We start from the raw sequence: 24,712 nt of genomic DNA, 5'->3' as shown, positions 1-24,712 counted from the left end.
CGGTCGGCCGCCCCAGGCAGAGGCGGCCGAGAACTGTGCAAGAATGCGGCAATTGCCACGGACTGCAAAGGACTGAACGCACATGTCATTTTCCCCTGATGAACGCGCCGCACTGCTCAAGGTCAAGGGTGTCGGGCCCACGGTGGTGGGGCGCCTGGAACAGCTGGGGATCATTTCCCTGGCGCAACTGGCCGCTGCCGACGCCCTGGACATCGTTACCCAGGCGTCGGCCCTGGTGGGTTCCAGCTGCTGGAAAAACAGCCCCCAGGCCCGCGCCGCGATCCAGGCCGCGATCGCCATGGCCAAGGGCAACTGAAGTCGTGAGCCGCGAGCAGCCCTTTGCCTATCAGGTGGTGTATCGCTACCTGTTGCAGTGGCTCGACAGTGTTGCCAGCGATCAGGAGCAGCGCCTGCCGTCATTGCGTGAGTTGGCGCAGCGCCTGAAGGTTTCCCTGTCCACCACCAAATACGCTTATGCCCTGTTGGAAGATGAGGGGCGCATCTGCTCACGCCCGCGCCAGGGCTATTTCACTCGGGTGAGGGGGCCTGCCCCCTTGACCGAGACCGGCCCTGCGCTGCTCGACAATCTCTATGCCCAGGCCCGCCAACCGGGGCGCCTGGCACTGTGCAGCGACGCGCCGGCGATGCTGCTGTCGCTGGAGCATCCGTTGCTGATGACCGAGCGCGAACTGGCTCGCCAGTACCCGCGCAACCAGGCGCCGCTGTACCAGCCCCTGGGCGAGCAGGAGCTGCGCAGTGAGCTGGCCCGGCGTTACACCCGCTCCACTTGCGACTACTGGCAAGCCGACCAGGTGTACCTGGGGGCCGATCTGCGCAGTGTGCTGGAGGTGTCGCTGCAGGCCCTGGATCTGGCCGGCAACGTGGCGTTGGTGGAGTCCCCCTGTTCCTGGGCGGTCCTGCGCCAGTTGCGGGCGGCGCGCCTGCGGATCATCGAGCTGCCGCTGAATGCCGCTGGACGCTTCGATCTGCAACAGCTGCAGGACCTGCTCAGACAGCAGCCGGTGCGTGTGGCAGTGCTGTCCTCAACGGTGAACATTCCCCACGGCAGCCTGATGCCCGCTGCCGACAAACAACAGCTGTGCCAATGGTTCACCGAGCGTGGGGTCTGGTTGCTGGAGAACGACAGCTATGGCCCATTCAGCTTCGTGCCCGATGCTGCGCGTTATCGGGATTTCGCCGATCCCGAGCGCCTGCTGGTGTTTGCCTGCCTGGACAAGGTCATTGGTGCCGAAGCGCCCTTCAGCTACGTACTGAGCCGCAGCCTGGGACCGCAGCTGCAGCGGCAGTTTCTCGAACGCTCTTTCCGTCTTTCGCCGATCCGCCAGAAAGCCGTGGCCCGCCTGTTCAGTTCCGGACGGATCGACCAGCACCTGCTGAAGCTGCGGGGGATGCTGCAGCAGCGCATGGGCCAGTTGCACCGGCTGCTGGATGAACAGGCGGGGGCACAATTGCATGCCTCGCTCCCGGCGGGTGGCGCAACCTTGTGGGTTGAGGCGCGGCGGCCGGTGGCGATGGCGCGGGTGTATGAGCAACTGCTGGCCCAGGGCATCGTGATTGCCCCGGGAGCGATCTTCAGTCAACAAGGGCTGTGGCAGCACCACCTGCGCCTGAGCTACACCCTGGACTGGAGCAAGGACATTGCTGCCGCCTTGCGCCAGTTGGCCCAGGCAGTGGCTCAGGCGTCCTGAACCACCCCGTAGCAATGCTTCAGCTCTGGGAACACGCCGTCCCGAACCTCCGCCGCAAAGTGCTCGCAGGCCTGGCTGATCAGGGCCCCGGCATCGGCGTACTGTTTGACGAAGCGCGGCACCTGAGGCCCGCCCAGCCCCAGCAGGTCCTCGGTCACCAACACCTGGCCGTCACAAGCTGGGGAGGCACCGATGCCGATGGTGGGCATCGGCGAGAATTCGCTGATCCGGCGCGCGAGGTTTTCCGCGACCCCTTCCAGCACCAGGCTGAAGGCCCCTGCATCGAGGTGGGCGCGGGCATCCTCTTCGATCTTGCGGGCCGCCTCGCCATCGAGTCCCTGGGCCTTGAAACCACCCATCTGGTTGACGTACTGCGGCATCAGGCCGATGTGCGCCATGACCGGAATCCCCCGCTGCACCAGGAATTCCACAGTCGGTGCCAGGGCCTTGCTACCTTCCAGCTTGAGCGCATCACACCCGGTGCGCGCCATGACCTCGGCGCAATTGCGGTAGGCCTGTTGCGGCGATTCCTGGTAACTGCCGAAGGGCATGTCGGCGATCACGCAAGCCAGCCGGCTGCCGGCCACCACGGCACGAGTGTGGGCGATGATTTCGGCAAGGTTCATGTCCAGGGTCGAGGTACGCCCGTAGCCGACCATGGCGGTGGAGTCGCCGATCAGGATGAAGTCGACGAAGGGGTCCATCAGTCGCGCCATATGGCTGGTGTAGGCGGTAAGGGAGACGATTTTCTGCCGGCCCTTCATGGCCACCAGTTGCGGGACGCTCAGGCGGCGGGTGCGGGTATGTATGCTCATGACGACTTTCCTGGTTTTGCAGGGGTTGGAAAGTGCCTGATTATTGGCCTGGCGCCGGGGCATTCAATGCACAGGAAAGCGCAGAAAACCGACCCAGGGCAATGGGTGGGTTGTTCCCCGGAACGTTTGCGTAGACCATGGCGCCTTTGCTTTGTGCCGCCATTGAGTTGCCTTATGACCCCCTCCACTGCAGCGTCGCCGGCGCGGTTTTCCCGCTCCGACTACAAGACCCTGGGCCTGGCCGCCCTGGGCGGAGCCCTGGAAATCTACGACTTCATTATCTTCGTATTTTTCGCCCTGACCCTGAGCCAGCTGTTCTTCCCCCCGGAAATGCCCGAATGGCTGCGCCTGCTGCAAAGCTTCGGGATCTTTGTTACCGGCTACCTGGCCCGGCCTCTGGGCGGGATTCTGATGGCGCACTTCGCCGACCGGCTGGGGCGCAAGAAGGTCTTCAGCCTGAGCATCCTGATGATGGCGCTGCCCTGTCTGCTGATCGGCATCATGCCCACCTACGCCCAGATCGGTTACTTCGCGCCCTTGCTGTTGCTCGTCCTGCGGGTGCTGCAAGGTGCCGCCGTGGGCGGTGAGGTGCCCAGTGCCTGGGTGTTTGTCGCCGAGCATTCGCCACGCGCCCATCGCGGCTACGCCCTAGGCTTTCTCCAGGCCGGGCTGACCTTCGGCTACCTGCTGGGTGCCCTGACCGCGACGTTGCTGGCGCGGGTGTTCAGCCCCGAGGAAATCCTCGATTACGCCTGGCGTTATCCCTTCCTGCTGGGCGGAGTGTTTGGCGTGATCGGGGTCTGGCTGCGCCGCTGGTTGAGCGAAACCCCGGTGTTCGTAGCGCTGCAGAACCAGAGCGATGCGGCGGGCGAGTTGCCCCTGCGCACCGTATTGCGCGAGCACCGGCTGGCGATCCTGCCGGCACTGATCCTCACCTGTGTGCTGACCTCGGCGGTGGTGGTGTTCGTGGTCATCACCCCGACCATGATGCAGAAAAGCTTCGGCATGAGCGCCAGCCACACCTTTGCCCTGAGCAGCCTGGGCATCGTCTTCCTCAACCTCGGCTGCGTGCTGGCGGGTCTGATCGTCGACCGCCTCGGCGCCTGGCGCACAGTGATGCTCTACAGCCTGCTGCTGCCCCTGGGAATCGCCGTGCTCTATGGCTGCCTGATCAGCGGCGGTGACTGGATCGGCCTGGCCTATGCCATTGCCGGCCTGAGTTGCGGCGTGGTGGGGGCGGTGCCTTCAGTGATGGTCAGCCTGTTCCCGGCACGAATTCGAGTCTCCGGGATTTCCTTCACGTACAACATTGCCTATGCCCTCTGGGCCAGTACCACTCCGTTGCTGTTGATTGCCCTGATGCCCTGGAGCCCTTGGATCTGCGTGATCTACTGCGCGGTGATGGGGGCGGTCGGGGTGGCCAGTGCCGCCTACTTTGGCGGGCGCGTGGGCGAGGAGCGGCAAGCCTCGGCGCAAGGAGATTGGTGTCGCTGATTGGCCTGGTGAACTTTTTTCAGCGGCTAGTGATTGAGCCAAACAGCGAGCTAGAGCCTTCGCTACACCACGCCTGAATCCAGGCTGGAATCGGGCTGAAGATTCACCTTCAGCCCCGCGGGTTTTTCCCGCTAATCTCCCGGAATGCGCGGCCTGCGCATGGGTTTCCGGGAGCTGTCTTGATTCGTTCGACGCTGTGTTCCTTGCGAAATTTCTCCACCCTGGCGCCGCTGTTGCAAGTAGCTCTGGTGAGCTTTGTGCTGGGGCTGGCGTTTGCCCTGATCGAGGCCTGGACCTGCAATCTGCAGGACTATGGTCTGGAAGGTGCCAGCCCCGACGGCCTCATGGCCCGTGTGGTGGCAGTGGAGGCGGGGGCGCTGCTGATCGAGGAGATCGACAGTGGTGAACGCCAGCGTTTGCGCCTGAATCGAGATTTCACTCAACTCAAGGTGCCGCTTTCACAGCTCTCCGGACAGGTCCTTGCGCTCAGTCACCTGCGGGGCTATTTGCTCAGTTGCCTGCACGACGACCAGGAGTGGTGTCGTGCCCAGTGTTCCAGAGCCGATCAATGCCAGGAACGCCTGCGCCAGCGCGAGTCCGCCCTGGGCATGTTGTGTTTTGCCTGGTTCACCAGCCTTGCCTGCCTACTGCTCCAGGCCCTGAAGTCGCGCCAGCCGTAGCCGCCCGTGAGTCTTGGCTGGGCGCCGATGATGCCTACGCTGGCAAGCCTGGGCCGGCATGCGCGGTGGGCATGGTTATTGGGCGAGCAGTTGGTCCAGATAGTGGGTGCGCTCATTGCTCAGGCGGGTCACGCAGAGATTGATCAGGGTGACGTGGGCCGGCTTGCCCGGTTCCACTTCAAAGGCCTCCAGCACGCAGGTGCTGTCGCGGTATTTGATCCAGGCGCGTTGGGCGTTCTTCAATTTGCCGAGGTATTCCTGCTCTTGCAGCAGGCTGCTGGGGTAGAGGTTGTGGACCCGCTCCAGCAGCGCCTGATAACGCTGGTTCAGGGCGTCGTCGGCGCGCTCCTTGTCCTGCTGGGCGCAGCGATCAACCTGTTCGCTGACGCTGATCTGGCTGCAGTCCAGCGGTGCCGCCTGGGCCGGCGTCCAGCCTGCGCCGACCCCCAGCAGCAGGGCAACGGCAAGGCCGGATATCCAAGGCTGATGGTGCATGGCGGTCCCTTCGCGCTGAGAATGAAGCGGCATTCTACAGCGCCATCACTCATGCAACAGGGGGGACGCGTTGCGCGCAAGCGTAGTTATTGCAGCCAGTGCCAGAGCAGCAGGGTACCCGCCAGGCCTACCAGCGAGACGATGGTCTGTAGCACCGACCAGACCCACAGCGTCTGCTTGAGCTGCAGGCCGAAATACTCGCGCACCATCCAGAACCCGGCGTCGTTCACATGGCAGAAGAACACCGAGCCGGCACCGATGGCCAGGGCCACCAGGGAGCTTTGGGTGGCCGCCAGTCCAGCCATCATCGGCGCCAGGATGCCCGCGGTCGTGGTGGTGGCAACTGTCGCCGAACCGGTGGCCTGGCGCAGGGCTACGGCGATCAGCCAGGCCAGGAGGATGTACGGCAGGTGCGCACCCTCGGCCACCTTGCTGATGGTCTGGCTGACCCCGGCATCCAGCAGGGTCTGCTTGAGTCCGCCACCAGCGCCGATGGTCAGCAGCAGCACGGCAATCGGCGCCAGGCTTTTACGCAAGGTACTGCCCACCTGGTCCCGGGCCATGCCGTTGGCCCAGCCGAGGCAGATCACCGCGGCAATCACCGCAATGCCCAGGGCAATCAATGGCTCGCCGAGAAACTTCAGGGTCAGGGCCAGGGTGTTTTCCGGGCTCATGGCCACCTTGGCCAAGGTGCTGCCGAGCATCAGCAGCACCGGCAACAGGATGATCAGCAGCGACACGCCGAAGCTCGGCTGGCGCGGGGCCTTGGGCGGGGCGCTGAACAGCGCGCCGAGTTCCGCCGGTTCCTCCACGTGCATGCGTTTGGACAACCAGTTGCCATACAGCGGGCCGGCCAGGATCACCGCCGGCACGGCGATGCAGAAACCCAGCAACATGGTCAGGCCGAGATCGGCGTGCAGGGCACTGACCGCGATCAGCGGGCCCGGGTGTGGCGGCATCAGCGCATGCAGGGTGGTCATCCCGGCCAGGGCCGGAATGGCGATTTTCAGCAGGGGCAAGCCCGAGCGGCGAGCCATCACGAAGATGATCGGCACCATCATTACCAGGCCGACCTCGAAGAACAGCGGCAGGCCGATGACCATCGCCACCAGGGCCATGACCCAAGGCAGGGATTTTCCCTTGCCCAGGCCCAGCAGGGTCGAGGCGATACGGTCGGCGGCGCCGGACTCGGCCATCAGCGCACCGAGCATCGAGCCCAGGGCGATGATGATCCCGGCCTCGCCGAGAATCGCCCCGGCGCCCTTGCTGAAGGCCTTGGCCACGTCCTCCGGCGGCAGGCCGGCGCCGACCCCGGCGATAAAGGTGCCGATCAGGATCGACAGGAACGGCGGCAGTTTGGTGGCGCTGATCAGCACGATGATGGTGGCGATGGCCAGCAGGCAACAGAGAATCAGGCGGGTGTCGTGAATCATCCAGGCGGCAGTCGATACATCCAAGGCGGGACTCCTCAATCGGCTATTTTTGTCTGTAACTTTTTGTTTCACTTTTTCTGGAGGATAGCCGAGATGCCTGCCACAGAGGGGCTTTGCCCGGTTTTGGTGCATTGATTAGCCAGCTAACAATATCGCTGCCATGGATAACCGCCAGATAACCGCACGATGACAATCCGTTCATCCAGCGCAGGTACAACGGGCAATCGAACTATCATCAGGTCGACGCTTGTTGAAGCCACAGGAGGATGTTCCATGGGGGCAGGACACAGTCACGGCCAAGTGCGGGCCGGGCATGAACGCAAGTTGTGGATGGCCCTGGGGCTGACTGGCAGCTTTATGATCGCCGAGGTCATCGGCGCCTTTGTCACCGGCAGCCTGGCGCTGCTGTCAGATGCTGCACACATGATGACCGACACCCTGGCGTTGGCCATTTCCCTGGTGGCGATCCAGATTGCCAAGCGCCCGGCGGATCGCAAGCGCACCTTCGGTTACGCGCGCTTCGAGATCCTCGCTGCCGCGTTCAATGCTCTGCTGCTGTTTGTGGTGGCGTTCTACATCTTGTTCGAGGCTTGGCAACGCTTGCAGGCGCCGGCCGAAATCCAGTCCACGGGCATGCTGGTGATTGCGCTGCTGGGGTTGATCGTCAACCTGATCTCCATGGGCCTGCTGGCTTCAGGCAGCAGCGAAAGCCTCAACGTCAAGGGGGCCTACCTGGAAGTCTGGAGCGACATGCTGGGTTCGGTGGGGGTGATCATCGCCGCGGTGGTGATCATCTATACCGGCTGGGGCTGGGTCGACTCGGTGGCGGCGGCGGCCATTGGTTTCTGGGTGCTGCCACGGACCTGGACCTTGCTCAAGGAGAGCATGAACGTGCTCCTGCAAGGGGTGCCGGACGGAATCGATATCGATCAGGTGGAGCAGGGCATGCGCCAGGTACCTGGGGTCAGCGAGGTGCATGACTTGCATATATGGGCCCTGACCAGCGGCAAGAACGTGCTCAGTGCACACCTGGTGGCCCAGTTGGAGGGACGGGATGAGCAGGCGATCCTGGCGCAGGTCACCGAGTTGCTGCAGGAGCAGTTCGACATCGCCCATGTCACCTTGCAGGTGGAGCAGGCGGGGTTTCATCAACAGCAGCCTGAGCACTGATGATGCTCTGCGGGTTACTTTCTTGATGGGTGCCGGTGCAGGCTCCTGCAACCGCGAATAGGTTGTTGCCGGCTCAGTCGCGCTCTTCGAGTACGTAACCCACGCCGCGCAAGGTGTGGATCAACTTGGTGTCGAAAGGATCGTCGATCTTCGCCCGCAAGCGGCGGATCGAGACTTCCACCACATTGGTGTCGCAGTCGAAATTCATGTCCCAGACAAAGGAGATGATCTGGGTCCGGGACAGCACCACGCCGCTCTGGCGCATCAGCAGGTGCAGCAAGGCGAACTCCTTGGTGGTCAGGTCGATGCGCTGTTTGCCGCGAAAGGCCCGATGCCGGCCCTGGTCCAGCTCCAGGTCGGCAACCCGCAGCACATCCGGTACCGGTGCCTGTTGGCTGCGGCGCATCAAGGTACGGACCCGGGCCAGCAACTCGGGAAACTCGAACGGCTTGACCAGGTAATCATCGGCACCCAGGTCCAGGCCCCTGATCTTGTCCGCCAGCCGCCCCTGGGCGGTGAGCATCATGACCCGGGTGTTGCTGTCCTCGCGGATCTGGCACAACACTCCCCAACCGTCGATGTATGGCAGGTTGACGTCGAGAATCACCAGGTCATACGCGTGCTGGCGGGTCAGGTGCAGGCCGTCCGCACCGGTGTTGGCGCAATCCACCACATAGCCACTTTCAGTCAGTCCCTGATGCAGGTAGTCGGCAGTTTTGAGTTCGTCTTCAATAACCAGGATACGCATGCTGATGAGGTTCTCGGCAGATAAGAGGCAGTGCAAGAAAGTCGCGAATAAGAACTGGATTAATGAGCTGGAAGAACACCTGCCCATGTGCAGTTTCAAATGCTGGAAAGTTAGGCTGCAGCACTTTGAAAGTATCAGCGCGGATATCTTGGAGTGGCCGGATATTAATACAAAACCTTGATCCAGAGCCTTGGCTAACGGATTTGTAATATTTGCGCCACCCTGCTGATAAGGAGTGAAAGTTAAAGTTGGCCGATCTTGAAACGCTCTCTTTCAATGGGCGGAATGTTGCAGTTTCATATCGGCTAAATACTCTTTTGAATACCTGACGATATGTTCCGCTGCCGTTCCGCAGCCACTTTGCCTCTGTAGGGGCCGGAACCTGTCATGTCGAACTTCCCGAGAACACCCGCCCAGGCTGTGCGTTTCTGCTCTGCGGTGCTGCTACTGGCTTTTGCCGCGCAGTCTGTGAGCGCCGCTGAACAACCCGCGTTGAGCCTCGACAGCGCCCTGGCCAAGGCCTTTGCCAACAACCCTGAACTGGCCGCTGCACGCTGGGAGATCGAGATTGCCCAGGGCGCGCGCCAGCAGGCGGGGCTGATACCCAATCCGGTGCTGTCGGTGGATGCCGAAGACACCCGGAGGGATTCGCGCACCACCTCGATCAAGCTCAGCCAGGCGCTGGAGCTGGGGGGCAAGCGCGGGGCCCGGGTGGAGGTGGCCAGTCGCGCTCAGAAATTGGCGGACCTGGAGCTGGAACGTCGACGCAATCAACTGCGTGCCGATGTCCTGGAGGTGTATTACGCCGCCTTGCGGGCCCAGGAGCGCACGCAACTGGCCGGACGTTCCCTGGCCCTGGCCGAGCGTGGCCTCAGCGTGGCCCAGGGCCGGGTCAATGCCGGCAAGGCCTCGCCGGTGGAAGCCACTCGGGCCCAGGTACAACTGGCGGAGATTCGCCTGGAACTCAACCGTGGGCAGATGGAGCAGGACAACGCCTATCGGCAGCTGGCCAGGGTTACAGGCACTGCCACCACGGATTTTGGCGCGGTGCAGGAACAGCCGTTGACGGTGGCCCCGCTGCCAGCTTCGGCGCAGTTGCTGAGTCGTTTGCAGGAGACTGCGGAACTGCGCCTGGCGGAGCAGGAAATCGTCCAGCGCGAGGCGTCCCTGGGCCTGGAAAAAGCCCAGCGCATCCCCGACCTCGACGTCAGCATCGGCAGCCAGTACGACGCCACGGTTCGTGAACGGGTGAACCTGGTGGGGCTGTCGATGCCGTTGCCGCTGTTCAACCGCAACCAGGGCAATGTGCTCTCCGCCGCTCGGCGTGCCGATCAGGCCCGCGACCTGCGTAACGCCACCGAGCTGCGTCTGCGCACTGAAACCCGCCAGGCGCTGGCGCAATGGAGCACGGCAAAGGGCGAAGTGCAGTCCTTCAACCAGACCATTCTGCCCGCCGCCCAGAGCGCGGTGGACAGCGCCACCCGCGGCTTCGAGATGGGCAAGTTCAGTTTCCTCGAAGTCCTGGACGCGCAGCGCACGTTGATCGGTGCTCGCAGCCAGTACCTTGCCGCCGTGGCGCAAACCACCGATGCCTGGGTGCGGATCGAACGCATCTATGGCGACCTCAGCGGTTGGTGAAATCCCGCGGGTTGCGGCTGGCATGCCTCGCCGCGTTGCTGCTCAGCGACTGCAGCGCGATGCCTGCGGCAACCACCGATGAGCTACCCCGGCACTGGTGCATTCACGAATGGCACCGGGCCCTCGGCGAATTTTTCTTTCCATCGACCTCGTAAGGCTGCGCCTGGCGCCGCCGTCCCTCGATTCTTTCAGGAGCACCCATGGACAAAAAACGCAGCCTTGTTGTGGCGATCACGGCGGTGGCCGGCCTGGGGCTGGCAGCCTTGCTGCTGCCGGACCTGTTGGCCAATCCGCAACCTGTCAGCCTCCAGGCCCCTGCTGCGAATGAGCCGGCCGGGCATGCTGAGGAGGAGCCGGAAGGTCACTTGGAACTCAGCGCCGAACAGATCAACAGCGCCGGCATCGAACTGGTCGTGGCCGGTCCGCGCGGGATCAATCGCCTGCTCAGCCTGCCGGGGGAGATTCGTTTCGACGAGGACCGTACTTCCCATATCGTGCCGCGGGCCGCCGGGGTGGTGGAGTCGGTCAAGGCCAACCTCGGCCAGAGCGTGAAGAAGGGGGACTTGCTAGCGGTCATCGCCAGCCAGCAGATCTCTGACCTGCGCAGCGAATTGGCGGGCGCCGGCCGCAGGGTCGAACTGGCCCGTACCACCTTTGCGCGCGAACGCCAGTTGTGGGTCGATCAGATCTCCGCCGAGCAGGATTACCTGCTGGCGCGCCAGACCCTGCAAGAGGCGGAAATCGCCCTCAACAACGCTCGGCAGAAAATGAACGCCCTGAGTGGCAGCGCGCAACTGGTGGGCGGCAATCGCTACGAAATGCGCGCGCCGTTCGACGGCGTGGTGGTGGAAAAACACTTGAGCGTCGGCGAGGTGGTCAGTGAAACCAGCGCGGCCTTCACCCTGTCCGACCTGTCCCAGGTCTGGGTCACGTTCGGGGTATTTCCCAAGGACTTGAACAAGGTCCAGGTCGGCAAGCCCGTCACCGTCCATTCCACAGAGCTGGGCACTCAGGTGCAGGGCCGGGTCGCCTATGTCGGCAGCCTGCTGGGCGAACAGACCCGCACCGCCACGGTGCGGGTCACGGTGCCTAATCCTGACGATGCCTGGCGGCCGGGGTTGTTTGTCTCGGTACAGGTGGCAACCGACAGCTATGAGGCGGGTGTGGTCGTGCCGCAAAGCGCGATTCAGACCGTAGAAGATAAACCCTCGGTATTCGTGCGCAACGCCGAAGGTTTCCAGGCTACGCCGGTGGTGCTGGGCGGCAGCGAAGGCGGCTTCGTCGAAATCAAGCAGGGGCTGGATGCTGGAGTACAGGTGGCCTCCACTGGCAGCTTCATCCTCAAGTCCGAACTGGGCAAAGGCTCGGCTGAACACGGCCATTGATTCGCAGCACCCCCCGAGCGGCTACACATACAGAGTGACTTCCCATGTTTGAACGCATCATTCAATTCGCTATCGAGCAGCGCCTGATCGTGCTGCTGGCAGTGCTGCTGATGGCCGGGGTGGGCATCGCCAGCTACCAGAAACTGCCCATCGACGCGGTACCGGACATCACCAACGTCCAGGTCCAGGTCAACACCTCCATGCCCGGCTACTCGCCTTTGGAAACCGAGCAGCGCATTACCTACCCGGTGGAGGTGGCGATGGCCGGTCTGCCGGGTCTGGAGCAGACGCGGTCGACCTCGCGTTCGGGCCTGTCCCAGGTCACGGTGATCTTCAAGGAGGGCACCGACCTGTACTTCGCCCGCCAGTTGGTCAACGAACGCCTGCAAGTGGCCCGCGAGAAACTGCCCGAGGGTGTGGAGGCGAGCATGGGCCCGATCTCCACCGGCTTGGGCGAGATCTTCTTCTGGACCGTGGAGGCCGAGGAGGGGGCGCTCAAGGAGGATGGCACGCCCTACACGCCGACCGACCTGCGGGTGATCCAGGACTGGGTGATCGCCCCGCAGCTGCGCAACGTGCCGGGTGTGGCCGAGATCAACACCATCGGCGGTTTCGCCAAGGTCTATCAGATCGCCCCGGACCCCAAGCGCCTGGCGGCCTACAACCTGAGCCTGAGCGACCTGATGACCGCGCTGGAGCGCAACAACGCCAACGTCGGTGCCGGCTACATCGAGCGCAACGGCCAGCAGTTGCTGATCCGCGCGCCGGGCCAGGTCAAGTCCATCGAAGACATCGCCAACATCGTGATCAACACTGTGGACGGCACGCCGATTCGCGTCAGCAACGTGGCGACCGTGGACATTGGTCGTGAGTTGCGTACCGGTGCGGCCACCGAAAACGGCCGCGAAGTGGTGCTCGGTACGGTGTTCATGCTGGTGGGTGAAAACAGCCGCACCGTGTCGCAGGTAGTCGGCGCCAAGCTGGCCGAGATCAACCGTTCGCTGCCCAAGGGCGTGACGGCGGTGACCGTGTACGACCGCACCAACCTGGTGGACAAGGCCGTGGCCACGGTGAAGAAAAACCTGCTCGAAGGCGCGTTGCTGGTCATCGCCATTCTGTTCCTGTTCCTGGGTAATATCCGTGCGGCGCTGATCACCGCGATGGTGATCCCGCTAGCGATGCTGTTCACCTTTACCGGGATGTTCACCAACAAGGTCAGTGCCAACCTGATGAGCCTGGGAGCCCTGGACTTCGGGATCATCGTCGATGGCGCGGTGGTGATCGTCGAGAACGCCATTCGCCGCCTGGCCCATGCGCAGAAACATCATGGGCGTTTGCTGACCCGCTCCGAACGCCTGCATGAAGTCTTTGCCGCGGCCAAGGAAGCCCGGCGCGCGCTGATCTACGGACAGCTGATCATCATGGTGGTGTACCTGCCGATCTTTGCCCTGTCCGGGGTGGCCGGGAAGATGTTCCACCCGATGGCCTTCACTGTGGTGATCGCCTTGCTGGGGGCGATGATTCTCTCGGTGACCTTTGTGCCAGCGGCGATTGCGTTGTTTGTCACCGGCAAGGTCAAGGAGGAGGAAAACTTCGTCATGCGCAACGCTCGGCGTGGTTACGAACCGGTGCTCAACTGGGTCATGAACCATCGCTCCCTGGCCTTCGGCCTGGCGTTCCTCACGGTGCTGTTGTCGGGCCTGGTGGCCAGCCGCATGGGCAGCGAGTTTATCCCTAGCCTGAGTGAAGGTGACTTCGCCCAGCAGGCGATGCGCGTGCCGGATGCCAGTCTCACGCAATCGGTGGAAATGCAGAAAGCCCTGGAGAAAGCCCTGGTGGCCCAGGTACCGGAAATCGAGCGCGTGTTCGCCCGTACCGGCACCGCCGAGATCGCTTCCGATGTGATGCCGCCGAACATCTCCGACGCCTACCTGATGCTCAAGCCCAAGGACCAGTGGCCGGACCCGCGCAAGTCGCGCGAGGCAATCATTGCCGATATCGAGCGGGTCAGTAACAGCCAGCCGGGTAACGTCTATGAGCTGTCGCAGCCGATCCAGCTGCGCTTCAACGAGCTGATTTCCGGGGTGCGCAGTGACGTCGCGGTGAAGGTCTTCGGCGACGATATGGACGTATTGAACAAGACCGCCGAGGAAATCTCGCAGACCTTGCAGAAGCTGGAGGGCGCCGCCGAGGTGAAGGTGCAGCAGACCTCCGGTTTGCCGGTGCTGACGGTGAGTGTTGATCGTGACAAGGCCGCGCGTTTTGGCCTCAACGTGGGTGATGTGCAGGACGCAGTGGCGATTGCGGTCGGTGGCCGCAAGGCCGGCATCCTGTATGAAGGCGACCGGCGCTTCGACATGCTGGTGCGCATGTCCGACCCGATGCGCACCGACATCGACGGGCTTTCGCGCTTGCTGATTCCGGTGGCCGCGAGCGCCGGCAGCAGCAATGGCCAACTGGGGTTCATTGCCTTGTCGGAAGTGGCCAATGTCGATCTGGTGCTCGGCCCGGCCCAGGTCAGCCGTGAGAATGGCAAGCGTCTGGTGATTGTCAGCGCCAACGTGCGAGGGCGAGACATGGGGTCGTTTGTCGAGGAGGCCACTGTAGCCATCGGCGACAAGGTGACGATCCCCACAGGTTATTGGATCACCTGGGGGGGGCAGTTCGAGCAGTTGCAGGAGGCCTCCAAGCGCCTGGAAATCGTGGTGCCGGTGGCGCTGCTGTTGGTGTTCGGCTTGCTGTTCATGATGTTCAACAACCTCAAGGATGGGCTGCTGGTGTTCACCGGGATTCCCTTCGCCCTGACGGGCGGGATCATGGCGTTGTGGCTGCGGGATATCCCGCTGTCGATCTCGGCGGGGGTGGGTTTTATCGCCCTGTCCGGGGTGGCCGTGCTCAATGGCCTGGTGATGATCGCTTTCATCCGCAACCTGCGTGAGGAAGGGCGAACGCTTGCGGTGGCGGTCAACGAAGGGGCACTGACCCGGTTGCGGCCGGTGCTGATGACCGCGCTGGTTGCCTCCCTCGGCTTCATCCCCATGGCCCTGGCCACCGGTACCGGTGCCGAAGTGCAGCGGCCGCTGGCCACCGTGGTGATCGGCGGCATTATCTCCTCTACCGCCTTGACCCTGCTGGTCTTGCCTGCGCTGTATTACTGGGCGCATCGCAAGGAGGAGGAGCGGGAGTTGCAGGACATGCTGAGCAACTGACCGCTTGCCTGGCATCACCCAACCCCGCCCCTGTGACCCAGGGGCGGGGTTTTTATTTCCCTGGCGTACTTCCCAATCCTGGGGCCGAACCTGTAGCCGTGTCGCACCTGCATCGTTGCGATCGACCGGTGTAGCCGCTGCCCCAAGGTTGGATGCCGAGGACAAATCGCAGGCAAAAAAAAGCGCCCCAAACGGGACGCTAAAAATTCATCTCTTTCCAAAGGAGCATCAAAAAAAACGCTTCAGAGATGAATGTGCTCTGCAGGCAATTGCCGTCAAATATCTTCTTCGGCCGCCGGCGGCGTTGAAGCATCGGGGGGGCTATTGCCGGTGCCACCGGTGGTGGCAGTTTCCTGGTTGGCTTCGCCGTGAATCTGCTCCTGGCTGGCCAGGAAGGCTTCGCGGACCTGCTGTGGGCGTTCGCTGCCATCAGCAGCCCAGACAGCGGAGCTGGTAGTGGCCAGAAGGCCGATCAACAACAGTTGGGTTGGGTGCATGGACGCTCTCCTGACACGCTGTCCGGCCGTGGGAAAGTACGGCAAGTCCAAGTGTGTCCGGGAGTATATGGAGGCCAACCTAACGAGAAGGTGAGGCTGATATTACAGTTCTGAAAGCCATGAGTCTGTGAAGAAGTTTTAACGCCGGACAGGCCTCAACCTGCCCGGCCAGAGAGGTCAGAGCAGCGCCAGCGGGTACTCGACAATCAGCCGGAACTCTTCCAGGTCGGACTCGAACTGGCTGGAGCGGATGGTTGCCTGGCGGATGCGCAGGGACAGGTCCTTGAGAGTGCCGCCCTGGACCACATACTTGGCCTCGATGTCCCGTTCCCAACGACGTTGGTCGGTCAACGGATCACCTGCCGCATCGCGGCGCATGTACACCGAGTTGGCGTGGCTGTAGTCGGCGCCGCTGCCGCGCGCGTAGCGGGTCATGAAGGACAGTCCGGGAATGCCGAAGGGCTGCATGTCGAGGTCGTAGCGGACCATCCACGAGCGTTCCTTGGGCGAGTTGAAATCGCTGTACTGGATCGAGTTGTCGAGGAAAATCGAGTCCGACTGGCGCAAGTAGTCGAAATCATCGTTGCCGTTGTTGCGCTGGTGCGACAGGGCCAGGGTATGGGCGCCGTAGGTAGCGCCGACTTTGGCGCTCCAGATGTTGTTGTCGAATTCGCCGAGGAGTTTCTTGCCTTCATCCACGGCCTTGTAATAGTTGAAGCCGCTGAACAGCGTCAGGTCGTCGGACACTGGGTAGTTGCCCGTGGCGCCGAAGTAGTACTGATCCCAGGCGTCTTTCAGGCGGCTGCTGTAGAGGCTGAAACCGAGGTTGGGGTTGAGCCGGTAGTCGCCGCCGAAGTAGCCGATCCAGGGCGAGTCCACCTTGCCCGCGTAGAACGTCGCGAAGCCGTCGCGCATGCCGCTGCTGTCGGGTTGGCTCATGGCATGCAGGCGTCCGCCCTGCAGGTCAAGGCCGTCGATGCTGGTGTTCTGCAGGGTCACTCCGCGAAAGCTTTCCGGCAGCAGGCGCGAGTCGCCGTAGTGCACCACCGGGGTCTTGGGGAATACATCGCCGACCTTGACCACGGTATCCAGCGCCCGCAGTTTCACCGCGCCCCCGGCCTTGCCGTAGCCGTCGGCGGGCTCGTTGTCGTGGTTGAGCGCCAGCATGCCGAAGGAACCGCCACCGCCGCTGCGGCCCTTGCCGGAGTCCAGCTTGAGGCCGTACATGGCGAAGGCGTCGATGCCGAAACCGACAGTGCCCTGGGTGAAGCCGGATTCGAACTTGCCGATCAGGCCTTGGGCCCAGGCTTCGGAGTAGCCGTTGCCGGTAGGGCTGGATTGGCCCTTGCGGTCGTCACGGTTGAAGTAGAAGTTGCGCAGCAGCAAGTCGAGGCGGCTGCCTTCGACAAAGCCTTCGGGCCGTTCCTCGGCGGCCACTGCCGCCACAGGACTGAGTCCCAGCACCGCAGCGAGCACGGACAGGGACAAGGGGGGATTGATACGCATTGGGGGTCGCTCCTGAGTGTTGGCAGCTATCAACTTTTGTATCGCCAGAGGCGTTCTTATGGGGTCGACCAACAGGCGTTGAAGCGCCTTGAAAGTCGCTGTCGATAGTTGCAAACAGCAGATAACGGCGGGGTGACCCGGTGATTACAATTGTGCAAGAAAGCCTCGTGCCAAGCCTCGGCCAGAGAGCCTGAAACCTCGATGGGGCGGGCCTCTTGTCGCTGGCTGCCGGGCACCTGGAACCTGCCTTACAGATAAGTAATGTGCCTGCGATCATCCTGACAGGGTTGGCTGTTTATCCTCGCTGGGGTCAACTGGACGAGGAAACTGTCATGAAGTCATTCAACCTGAGTATCGCTGCGCTGTTGCTGTCCCTCTCTTCCCTGGCCTTGGCCGAAGGTGGTGGTGATCGCACCTTTGCCCGGGCCATGGTGGAAAACCAGAAGGCCATGGAGCTCTATGCGGCCAACCAGGGCAAATCGGCCCCAGTGGTGCAGAACTACCGGTATGGCATGAAGCTGGATATCGCCAAGGTGGTCAACGTGACCGCGCCGATCAAGGCCTGCACAGTGGTGCCGTCGCGCATGACCTATGAGGACTCCGCCGGCCAGCTCAAGACCATCGAGTACCAGGTCATGGGCCAGTGCCGTAACAACGGCAGCTGATCCATGGGCTGCCGGAGTGCGGGTGCCGGGCCCGGAGTGGTCGGCCCGGCCAGCACGCTGGCGGTCAGTCGTGCGTCGGTTCGGGGTGCAGGGCGACAATCATGTCGACTTCCACTGAGGCATTTTTCGGCAACTGATAGACCCCTACCGAGGTCCTGGTGTGCACGCCGGCTTCGGCGAAAATCGAATACAGGACTTCCGAGGCACCGTCGGCCACCTCGCTCTGCTGGGTGAAGTCCGCGGCACTCTGGACATAGACGTTAATCCGCAGAATCCGTTTGATCCGCTGCAGGTCGCCAAGCATTTGCTGAAGGATCGCCAAGGCTCGCAACGTACATATCTGCGCCCCGTGGCGGCCCTGCTCCAGGGACGTTTCGGCACCGACCCGGCCCACCACCACCAGCGTATTGTCGATGCGCGGGATCTGTCCGCTGACATACACCTCATCACCGTTGCGCACCGCCGGTACATAGTTGCCGCCAATGCGCATCTCGCCCTCGAAACTGTGCCCGACCCGCGCCGCTGCCTGTTGGAAAAGTGCCTTGCGTGATGCATCCATGGTCCAACTCCGTCGATCAGCGTTGATTTTCCCGAAGCTGACTATACGCGCTCCATGGGGGCGGTAAATCCTCGGCGAAAGCCCCGTATCGAGGGGCTTTGCATGCCGTTGAATTATTTTTGTCAGACAAGTCCTAATGACTATTAAGAAAACTCTTTCAGGGCCGATGTTAGGCCCAAAGCAGACTATTTTTTCAGTCCCCGGTGCATCCCCATGTTCAATAAACGCTTGAAGCAAGAGCTGTCGACTCTTCGTGAAGAACTTTCGAGCCTTCAGCAAGTGAAGGAAAGTCTTGAAAGCGAGATGCTCGTGATCAATTTGAGCGCCGATGGACGGATTCAATCGGTCAATCACAATTTCGCCCAGGAAATGCTCTACAAGAGCGGCGATCTGGTGGGCCGGGCCCTGGAGGATATTGTCCCGGCCCACGTCAAGCACGACGAATTTCATCAGCGCTTCAAGGCGACCCTGACCCGGGGCGAGCACTTTGCCGGAGCGGTGCGACTGCTGCGCGGCAATGGTGAGGAAGCTTGGCTGCGTTCGATCTCCCAGCCGATTCGTGATTCCGAGGGGCAGATCAAGTCCTTCGCGATTTTCTCCAGCGACCTGACGCGTACCATCGAGGCCTCCCGGGAGCACGAGAACCTGATCGGCGCCCTGGTGCGCTCCACGGCGGTGATCGAGTTCGACCTCAATGGCAACGTGCTGAATGCCAATGCGCGGTTCCTGTCGGGCATGGGCTACAGCCTGGCGCAGATCAAGGGCAAGCATCACCGGATGTTCTGTGAGCCGGAGGAGTACAACAGCGCGGGTTACCAGGCGTTCTGGAAACGCCTGAATGCCGGGGAGTTCATTGCTGAACGCTTCAAGCGCATCGATGCCCATGGCCGTGTGGTCTGGCTGGAGGCGTCCTACAACCCGGTGCTGGACGCCAACAACAAGCTCTACAAGGTGGTCAAGTTTGCCACCGTGATCACCGAGCAGGTGAACCAGGAACTGGCGGTGGCCGAAGCGGCGAACATTGCCTACAGCACTTCCTTGCAGACCGACAGCAGTGCCCAGCGCGGCACCACCGTGGTCACCGAGGCGGTGGCAGTGATGCGTGACCTGGCCAAGCACATGCAGGACGCCGGCGACGGCATCGGCGCTCTGAATGAGCAGTCCCAGGTGATCGGCAGCATCGTCAAGACCATCAGCGGGATTGCCGAACAGACCAACTTGCTGGCCCTCAACGCCGCGATCGAGGCGGCCCGGGCCGGTGAGCAGGGCCGGGGGTTTGCGGTGGTGGCCGATGAGGTCCGGCAACTGGCCTCACGCACCAGCAAGGCCACCGAGGAAATCGTCGTGGTGGTGCGGCAGAACCAGGACATGGCCCGCGAAGCCGTGGAATTGATGGCCGAAGGCAAGCAGCAAGCCGAACAAGGCTTGGCCCTGGCGGCGGAAGCCGGCACGGTGATCGTCGAGATCCAGGACGGTGCGCAGAAAGTGGTGAGCGCGGTTGGGCAGTTCGCCAATCAGTTGTCGTCCTGAGTAGCGGGTGCCCCGGCGCTGGGGCACTGCTGATTCTCCAGGGGAGCGTCTGTGGTTCACCGAAGGTAGTTAGGAAGTTTCTGAGCGGGGCATAAGAAATTTCTGAAAGGCTGGGCAAGGCTTGGAGAAAGGTCACCGGGGGCCGATGGCAAGAGGGATCGCTGTATCCACTCTTAGTCTGTCGGTGTATCCATGTTCAACAAACGTTTGAAGCAACAGCTTGCCACCTTGAGCGACGAGCTGAATGCTCTGCAGCAATTCAAGGCCTGTCTGCAAACCCAGGTGCTGAGCATCGAACTGGATGGCGATGGGGCGATCCGCCAGGTCAACCAGAACTTCACTCAAACCCTTGGCCTCGATGCTCAGCAACTCTGTGGGCATTCCCTGGAACACCTCGTCTCGCGTCATCCCCAGGCGCTGGAGCTGTATCGCGCCTTCAAGGCGGCCTTGGGCCGCAACGAAACCTATAGCGGCCAACTGCGCCTGCAGCGCGGCGACGGGCGCGATGCCTGGTTGCACACCTGCGTCCAGCCGATCCGCGATGGCGCCGGGCGGCTCGATCATTACTCGTTGATCTGCACTGACCAGACGGCCTCGGTGGAAAGCGCTTGCGAGCATGAAAACCTGATGGCGGCGTTGTTGCGTTCCACCGCGGTCATCGAGTTCGACCTGCAGGGCCGGGTGCTCACTGCCAACCCGCGGTTCCTGGCCTGCATGGGCTATCGCCTGGATGAGGTCCAGGGCCAGAACCACCGTTTGTTTTGCGAACCCCAGGAGTATGAAAGCCCGTCGTACCAGGAGTTCTGGAGGCGCTTGAACAGCGGCGAATATGTTGCCCACCGCTTCAAGCGTATCGACAGCCAGGGGCGCGTGGTGTGGCTCGATGCCTCTTACAACCCGGTGCTGGACGCCAACGGCCAGCTCTACAAAGTGGTGAAGTTCGCCACGCTGATCACCGATCAGGTGAACCAGGAACGTTCGGTCGCTGAGGCTGCGGACATTGCCTACAGCATTTCCCGGCAGACCGACACCAGCGCCCAGCGTGGCTCCGCCGTGGTCACCGAGACCCTGGACGTGATGCGTGACCTGGCCAAATGCATGGAGGAGGCCGGTGATGGTATCGAAGCCTTGAACGAGCAATCGCTGGTGATCGCCAGCATCGTCAAGACCATCAGCGGGATTGCCGAGCAGACCAACCTGCTGGCGCTCAATGCCGCTATCGAAGCGGCCCGGGCCGGTGAACAGGGGCGGGGTTTCGCCGTGGTGGCCGACGAGGTCCGGCAACTGGCTTCGCGCACCAGCAACGCCACCGACGAGATCGTCGGCGTGGTGCGGCAGAACCAGGACATGGCCCGTTCTGCGGTGGAGTTGATGGCCGAAGGACGGCAGCAGGCCGAACAAGGCCTGGTCCTGGCGGCAGAGGCCGGCACGGTGATTGTCGAGATTCAGGACGGCGCGCAGAAGGTCGTGGGCGCAGTGGGGCAGTTCGCCAGTCAACTGGCGGTCTGACACGCGCGGGTGCAATCAAGCCTCAAGGTGAGGCTTGATCAGCTCGGCGAACCACTCGATGAACACGTTGAGCCGCCGTGAGCGATGGCGGCGGTCAGGGTACAGCGCGCAGATATCCATGGGTGCCACCGGCAGTTCATGGAGCACTTGCAGCAACTCTCCACGCTCCAGCAGGTGCTGTACATCGAAGCGCGGTACCTGGATCAGCCCCAACCCCTGGCGGCAGCAGGCGATGTAGTTCTCGACGTTGTTGACGATCACCCGGCTGGGTAAACCCAGCAGGTGTTCGCGACCTTCCAGCAGGTATTCCCAGGGCTGTTCGCGGCCCGTATCCGGCGAGGCGTAGCCGACCATCCATTGGCCATTCTGCAGGTCCTGGGCGCTGTGGGGTTCGCCGTGTTCGGCGAGGTAGGCCGGGCTGGCACAGTTGATCAGCGCCAGTTGCCCCAGGGGGCGGGCGACCAGGCTGCTGTCCGCCAGGCTGCCGACGCGGATCGCGCAGTCGATGCCTTCCTGGACCAGGTCGATGCTGCGGTCGCTGGCGCCCAGGGCCAGTTGCAAGCCGGGATATTGTCCCAGCCACTGGGGCAGGGCCGGGACGATGAGGCGCCGGGCGATGCGACTGGGCACGTCGATATTCAAGCGTCCGCTGACATCCACCTGGCGATGATGGAACAGCTGGTTGAGCTCCGCTGCGTCGGCCAGCAGGCGCCGCGCACGCTCCAGCAGAATGGCGCCGTCGGCGGTCAACTGCACATGCCGGGTGGTGCGGTGCAACAGCCGGGTGCCGAGGCCGGTTTCCAGTTGCTGCACGGCGGAGGAGACGGTAGCCCTTGGCAGCTCCAGGACATGGGCGGCCTTGATGAAGCTGCCCATGTCGGCTACCTGGATGAACACGCGATACTGTTCAAGCTTATCCATCGTAGGAACGATCCTGGTTTGGGGGACGCCTGACGGCAGTGGATCGCGGCATGGTTCAAGGTGAACCAGACCGCGGCTCGACAGGCCAATTTACCCCTTGGGCTCCAGGATTACTTGGTGGTGTAGCCGCCGTTGATCAGTAAGGTCTGCCCGGTGATCCACCAACCCTCGGTCACCAGATGGCGAATGAAGGGCACCACGTCCTCGATATCAGTGAGCCCGGTCTTGCTGGACGGTGAAAGGGCCGCGGCGCTCTTGTGATAGGCCACGGCATCGGCGCCTTCGGCGGGGTAGAAGAATGGCGTGTCCATGGGCCCTGGACCTACGGCGGTCACCGAGATACCGCGGGCGCCGAACTCCTTGGCGGCGGCCCGGGTGAAGTGTTCCACCGGAGCCTTGGAGCCGCCGTAAGCGGCGTAAAACGGCGTGAAGGCACCCAGCAGCGAAGTCACCAGGGTCACCAGCTTGCCGTTGTCCTCCAGGTGCTTGCCTGCTTCCTTGATGAAGAAGAACGCACTCTTGGCGTTGACCGCGAACATCTGGTCGTACTCGTCTTCGGTAATCTCGATGATGGGTTTTTTCAGCACCTTGCCCACGGTGTTGATGGCAATGTCGATTTTGCCGAAGCGCGCCTTGGCCTCGTTGAACAGACGCTCTACGGCGCCAGCGCGAGTCAGGTCGGCTTGCCAGGCGTGGGCATCGACCCCCAGTGCCTTGAGTGCTGCCACGGTGTTGTCGGCATCGGCTTGGCTGGCGTTGCTGTTGTAGTGCACCGCGACCGCCTTGGCGCCGTGGCTGGCGAGGTCACGGGCAATCAGGCCCCCGAGGTTTTTCACCCCTCCGGCAATCAGCACGACTTTGTTGTTCAGGGAATGATCAGCCATGGCGCAAGTCCTTCAACAGTAGGGGAGGGATGAGTCTAGTGTCTGCTGTGGCCTGGATAAGCCACTGCCGGCTGGACGCTTTATCCAGGAAGTCCGCCTAATCAAGGCGTATTCAGGCGCCTCGGAAGGACTACAATCGGATTTTTTTCAGGAGCCAGCCATGCCCGCATTTCGTCGTCCGGTTCCTCTGGACAAGGCTTACCGTTTGCTCAATCACGGCCCTACGGTGCTGGTCAGCGCCGCCCATGGCGGGCAGCGCAACATCATGGCCGCCGCCTGGGCCATGCCTCTGGATTTCCTGCCGCCGAAAGTCGCCGTGGTGCTCGACAAGTCCACCTGGACCCGGCAACTGCTGGAGGCTTCGGGCACCTTCGTGCTCAACGTGCCCTGCGCCGCCCAGGCCGATATCGTGCAGAGCGTGGGCAACAGTTCCGGGCTGGAGCTGAGCCAGGCCGGCCGCGACAAATTCGCCGCCTACGGTCTTGCCAGCTTTGCCGGCGAGGCGCTTCAAGCACCATTGCTGGAAGGCTGCGTGGCGTGGCTGGAATGCCGGCTGCTGCCCGAGCCGCACAACCACCAGCAGTACGACCTGTTCCTCGGCGAAGTGATTGCCGCCCAGGCCGATACCCGGGTGTTCAGCGAGGGCCGCTGGCACTTCGACGGGCAGGACCCGCTGCGCACCTTGCACCATGTGGCAGGCGGGCATTTCCTGATCATCGGCGGCGCCGTGGACGGTCGCCAGCTACCCCAGGACGGCGCGTCCTGAATCAGGGAATCAGCCGGTAGTCGCGCAGGCGCTGCAACTGCTCGAGGACGCTCTGGTGGCTGTCGATGCAGCCGCTAAAGCCGGCCTGGCGGATCTTGATGGTGCTCTGCACCATGTCGTAGCCGGCGTTGAGCCAGCCGTCGACGAAGGGCCAGGCGGCGATCTGTTCCAAGGGTGTTTGACGCAGGTCGTGAGCGTCGACAATCGCGGCCCACAGCGGCGCCTTGTCCGCCATCTGTACCCCGAGGTTCATCGGCTGTGGCGCGGCGCTGTCCAGGCCGAAGAAACCGGCGATCTGCGGCCACAACTGCTGCCAGCGAAAATGATCGCCGTTGGTGACGTTGAACACCTGTTGCCGGGCATTCGCTGTCGTCAGGGCCCACAACACCGCTTCGGCCAACACCCTGGAATCGGTGGCCTGGTGCAAGGCCGTCCAGGCCTCCAGGCTGCCGGGAAAACGCAGCGGCAGGCGCAGGGCCTGGCTGATGGCGGCGAAGCTGGCGATACCGGTGAGGATGTTCATCGGTGAGTTGAGGCTGGGCCCCATGACTCCGTCCGGGCGCAGCACGGTCCAGGCAAAACCTTCACGCTCGGCTGTGCGCCACAGCAAGTCCTCCTGGTCGTTGTAGAAGATCGGTCCCATGAAGCGCGGGTCGCTTTCCTTGGCCGGGGTCTTATAGGGACCCAGGTGTTCGCCATAGGATTTGCCGCCGCCGATCAGCACCACCTGCTGCAGCTTCGCTCCGGCCTGACCCAGGGCCTTGAGGCTGTGATCGAGCATTGCCAGGTTCGGCGCGACGCTGGCGGCCATGCTTTCACGCTCACTGTAGGCGCAGAACACCAGGTCGGTGACGCTGGCCAGATCGGCAAAGGCCTGTTGGGTGCTGGCGGCATCCAGCAGATCGACGCGGATGTGCGCCGGGGCCGGGCTGCCGTCCAGCAGGCTTGCTGGCGGGCTGCGCCGGGCGGCGGTGGTCAGTTGCCAGCCTGGGGTCTTGGTCATCAGGTCGACCACTGCGGTGCCGACCACGCCATAGCCGCCAATGACCAGCAAGTGACGGGCCGGGGAGAGTGAAACGCTCATGGGAGATACCTCGAA

The 24,712-nt window shown here is 62.8% G+C and carries 22 protein-coding genes and 2 pseudogenes; 14 read left to right on the top strand and 10 right to left on the bottom strand.

The window, feature by feature from the left end; translation table 11 throughout:
* Window positions 1–82 precede the first annotated feature (82 nt).
* Both GV819_RS33220 and GV819_RS15260 read left to right on the top strand, forming a co-directional pair.
* Window positions 83–316 carry a helix-hairpin-helix domain-containing protein gene (locus tag GV819_RS33220; RefSeq protein WP_161756879.1) on the top strand — a complete coding sequence of 78 codons (234 nt, stop codon included), beginning with the start codon at window positions 83–85 and terminating at the stop codon, window positions 314–316.
* 4 nt (window positions 317–320) lie between these two features.
* Window positions 321–1,709: a PLP-dependent aminotransferase family protein gene (locus GV819_RS15260; RefSeq protein ID WP_161756878.1), complete on the top strand. Its 1,389-nt coding sequence runs from the start codon at window positions 321–323 to the stop codon at window positions 1,707–1,709.
* On the opposite strand, the gene panB is transcribed toward GV819_RS15260, so the two are convergent.
* Complete coding sequence (gene panB, locus GV819_RS15255) at window positions 1,697–2,524, bottom strand: 3-methyl-2-oxobutanoate hydroxymethyltransferase (RefSeq protein WP_161756877.1); 828 nt, start codon at window positions 2,522–2,524, stop codon at window positions 1,697–1,699. The two genes, GV819_RS15260 and panB, sit on opposite strands and share 13 nt — an antisense overlap.
* Window positions 2,525–2,698: 174 nt before the next feature.
* Here panB and GV819_RS15250 point away from each other — a divergent pair, with 174 nt between their 5' ends.
* A complete protein-coding gene (locus tag GV819_RS15250; protein ID WP_161756876.1) occupies window positions 2,699–4,018 on the top strand; it encodes an MFS transporter in 1,320 nt (439 codons plus the stop codon).
* 179 nt (window positions 4,019–4,197) lie between these two features.
* Window positions 4,198–4,698 (top strand): hypothetical protein, encoded by a 501-nt coding sequence (locus tag GV819_RS15245; RefSeq protein ID WP_161756875.1) that lies wholly within the window; start codon window positions 4,198–4,200, stop codon window positions 4,696–4,698.
* Between the two features lie 75 nt (window positions 4,699–4,773).
* Here GV819_RS15245 and GV819_RS15240 read toward each other — a convergent pair whose 3' ends face one another.
* Entirely contained in the window at window positions 4,774–5,193 is a 420-nt protein-coding gene (locus GV819_RS15240; protein ID WP_161756874.1) for a lysozyme inhibitor LprI family protein, read from the bottom strand.
* Window positions 5,194–5,279: 86 nt separating this feature from the next.
* Window positions 5,280–6,650, bottom strand: coding sequence for a gluconate:H+ symporter (locus GV819_RS15235; RefSeq protein ID WP_161756873.1), 1,371 nt, complete (start codon window positions 6,648–6,650; stop codon window positions 5,280–5,282).
* Window positions 6,651–6,899: 249 nt separating this feature from the next.
* Here GV819_RS15235 and GV819_RS15230 point away from each other — a divergent pair, with 249 nt between their 5' ends.
* Entirely contained in the window at window positions 6,900–7,796 is an 897-nt protein-coding gene (locus GV819_RS15230) for a cation diffusion facilitator family transporter (RefSeq protein WP_161756872.1), read from the top strand.
* A 73-nt stretch (window positions 7,797–7,869) separates the two neighbouring features.
* Here the strand turns inward: GV819_RS15230 and GV819_RS15225 are convergent, their stop codons facing one another.
* The gene (locus GV819_RS15225) at window positions 7,870–8,544 is read right to left on the bottom strand and encodes a heavy metal response regulator transcription factor (RefSeq protein ID WP_161756871.1); all 675 of its coding nucleotides are present in this window, start codon (window positions 8,542–8,544) and stop codon (window positions 7,870–7,872) included.
* Between the two features lie 387 nt (window positions 8,545–8,931).
* Here GV819_RS15225 and GV819_RS15220 point away from each other — a divergent pair, with 387 nt between their 5' ends.
* The 3 genes from GV819_RS15220 (at window position 8,932) to GV819_RS15210 (ending at window position 14,776) form a co-directional block, all read left to right on the top strand.
* Window positions 8,932–10,182, top strand: coding sequence for a TolC family protein (locus GV819_RS15220; RefSeq protein WP_161756870.1), 1,251 nt, complete (start codon window positions 8,932–8,934; stop codon window positions 10,180–10,182).
* A 200-nt stretch (window positions 10,183–10,382) separates the two neighbouring features.
* A complete protein-coding gene (locus GV819_RS15215) occupies window positions 10,383–11,567 on the top strand; it encodes an efflux RND transporter periplasmic adaptor subunit (protein WP_161756869.1) in 1,185 nt (394 codons plus the stop codon).
* A gap of 44 nt (window positions 11,568–11,611) precedes the next feature.
* On the top strand, window positions 11,612–14,776 hold the full coding sequence (locus tag GV819_RS15210) for an efflux RND transporter permease subunit (protein WP_161756868.1): 3,165 nt from the start codon (window positions 11,612–11,614) through the stop codon (window positions 14,774–14,776).
* Window positions 14,777–15,051: 275 nt separating this feature from the next.
* Here GV819_RS15210 and GV819_RS15205 read toward each other — a convergent pair whose 3' ends face one another.
* Window positions 15,052–15,273, bottom strand: a complete 222-nt coding sequence (locus GV819_RS15205) for a hypothetical protein (protein WP_161756867.1) — start codon at window positions 15,271–15,273, stop codon at window positions 15,052–15,054.
* A gap of 177 nt (window positions 15,274–15,450) precedes the next feature.
* Window positions 15,451–16,779: an OprD family porin gene (locus GV819_RS15200; protein ID WP_161756866.1), complete on the bottom strand. Its 1,329-nt coding sequence runs from the start codon at window positions 16,777–16,779 to the stop codon at window positions 15,451–15,453.
* Window positions 16,780–17,111: 332 nt separating this feature from the next.
* Between GV819_RS15200 and GV819_RS15195 the strand changes: the two genes are divergently transcribed.
* Window positions 17,112–17,444, top strand: a complete 333-nt coding sequence (locus tag GV819_RS15195) for a DUF2790 domain-containing protein (protein WP_161756865.1) — start codon at window positions 17,112–17,114, stop codon at window positions 17,442–17,444.
* A gap of 64 nt (window positions 17,445–17,508) precedes the next feature.
* On the opposite strand, the gene GV819_RS15190 is transcribed toward GV819_RS15195, so the two are convergent.
* Window positions 17,509–18,003: a RidA family protein gene (locus GV819_RS15190; protein ID WP_161756864.1), complete on the bottom strand. Its 495-nt coding sequence runs from the start codon at window positions 18,001–18,003 to the stop codon at window positions 17,509–17,511.
* 213 nt (window positions 18,004–18,216) lie between these two features.
* On the opposite strand from GV819_RS15190, the pseudogene GV819_RS33780 reads away from it, so the two are divergent.
* The 4 genes and pseudogenes from GV819_RS33780 to GV819_RS33765 form a co-directional block, all read left to right on the top strand.
* A pseudogene (locus GV819_RS33780) lies at window positions 18,217–18,987 on the top strand (PAS domain-containing protein); the annotation flags it as partial.
* 114 nt (window positions 18,988–19,101) lie between these two features.
* Window positions 19,102–19,533 carry a methyl-accepting chemotaxis protein gene (locus GV819_RS33775; protein ID WP_434738432.1) on the top strand — a complete coding sequence of 144 codons (432 nt, stop codon included), beginning with the start codon at window positions 19,102–19,104 and terminating at the stop codon, window positions 19,531–19,533.
* A 192-nt stretch (window positions 19,534–19,725) separates the two neighbouring features.
* Window positions 19,726–20,451: pseudogene (locus GV819_RS33770) on the top strand (PAS domain-containing protein); the annotation flags it as partial.
* Complete coding sequence (locus GV819_RS33765) at window positions 20,434–21,042, top strand: methyl-accepting chemotaxis protein (RefSeq protein ID WP_434738431.1); 609 nt, start codon at window positions 20,434–20,436, stop codon at window positions 21,040–21,042. The pseudogene GV819_RS33770 and the gene GV819_RS33765, both read left to right, overlap by 18 nt.
* A gap of 15 nt (window positions 21,043–21,057) precedes the next feature.
* On the opposite strand, the gene GV819_RS15175 is transcribed toward GV819_RS33765, so the two are convergent.
* A complete protein-coding gene (locus tag GV819_RS15175) occupies window positions 21,058–21,963 on the bottom strand; it encodes a LysR family transcriptional regulator (RefSeq protein ID WP_161756861.1) in 906 nt (301 codons plus the stop codon).
* A gap of 110 nt (window positions 21,964–22,073) precedes the next feature.
* A complete protein-coding gene (locus GV819_RS15170; protein WP_161756860.1) occupies window positions 22,074–22,847 on the bottom strand; it encodes an SDR family oxidoreductase in 774 nt (257 codons plus the stop codon).
* Window positions 22,848–23,007: 160 nt separating this feature from the next.
* Here GV819_RS15170 and GV819_RS15165 point away from each other — a divergent pair, with 160 nt between their 5' ends.
* Window positions 23,008–23,613: a flavin reductase family protein gene (locus GV819_RS15165; protein ID WP_161756859.1), complete on the top strand. Its 606-nt coding sequence runs from the start codon at window positions 23,008–23,010 to the stop codon at window positions 23,611–23,613.
* Window position 23,614: 1 nt separating this feature from the next.
* Here the strand turns inward: GV819_RS15165 and GV819_RS15160 are convergent, their stop codons facing one another.
* Window positions 23,615–24,697 carry an SDR family oxidoreductase gene (locus GV819_RS15160; RefSeq protein WP_256667498.1) on the bottom strand — a complete coding sequence of 361 codons (1,083 nt, stop codon included), beginning with the start codon at window positions 24,695–24,697 and terminating at the stop codon, window positions 23,615–23,617.
* Between the last annotated feature and the right edge of the window lie 15 nt (window positions 24,698–24,712).

Source organism: Pseudomonas sp. Fl5BN2 (genome assembly GCF_009908205.1).
GTDB lineage: Bacteria > Pseudomonadota > Gammaproteobacteria > Pseudomonadales > Pseudomonadaceae > Aquipseudomonas.
The sequence above is the reverse complement of the archived record's forward strand: the minus strand, read 5'-3'. Positions and strand labels throughout refer to the sequence as shown.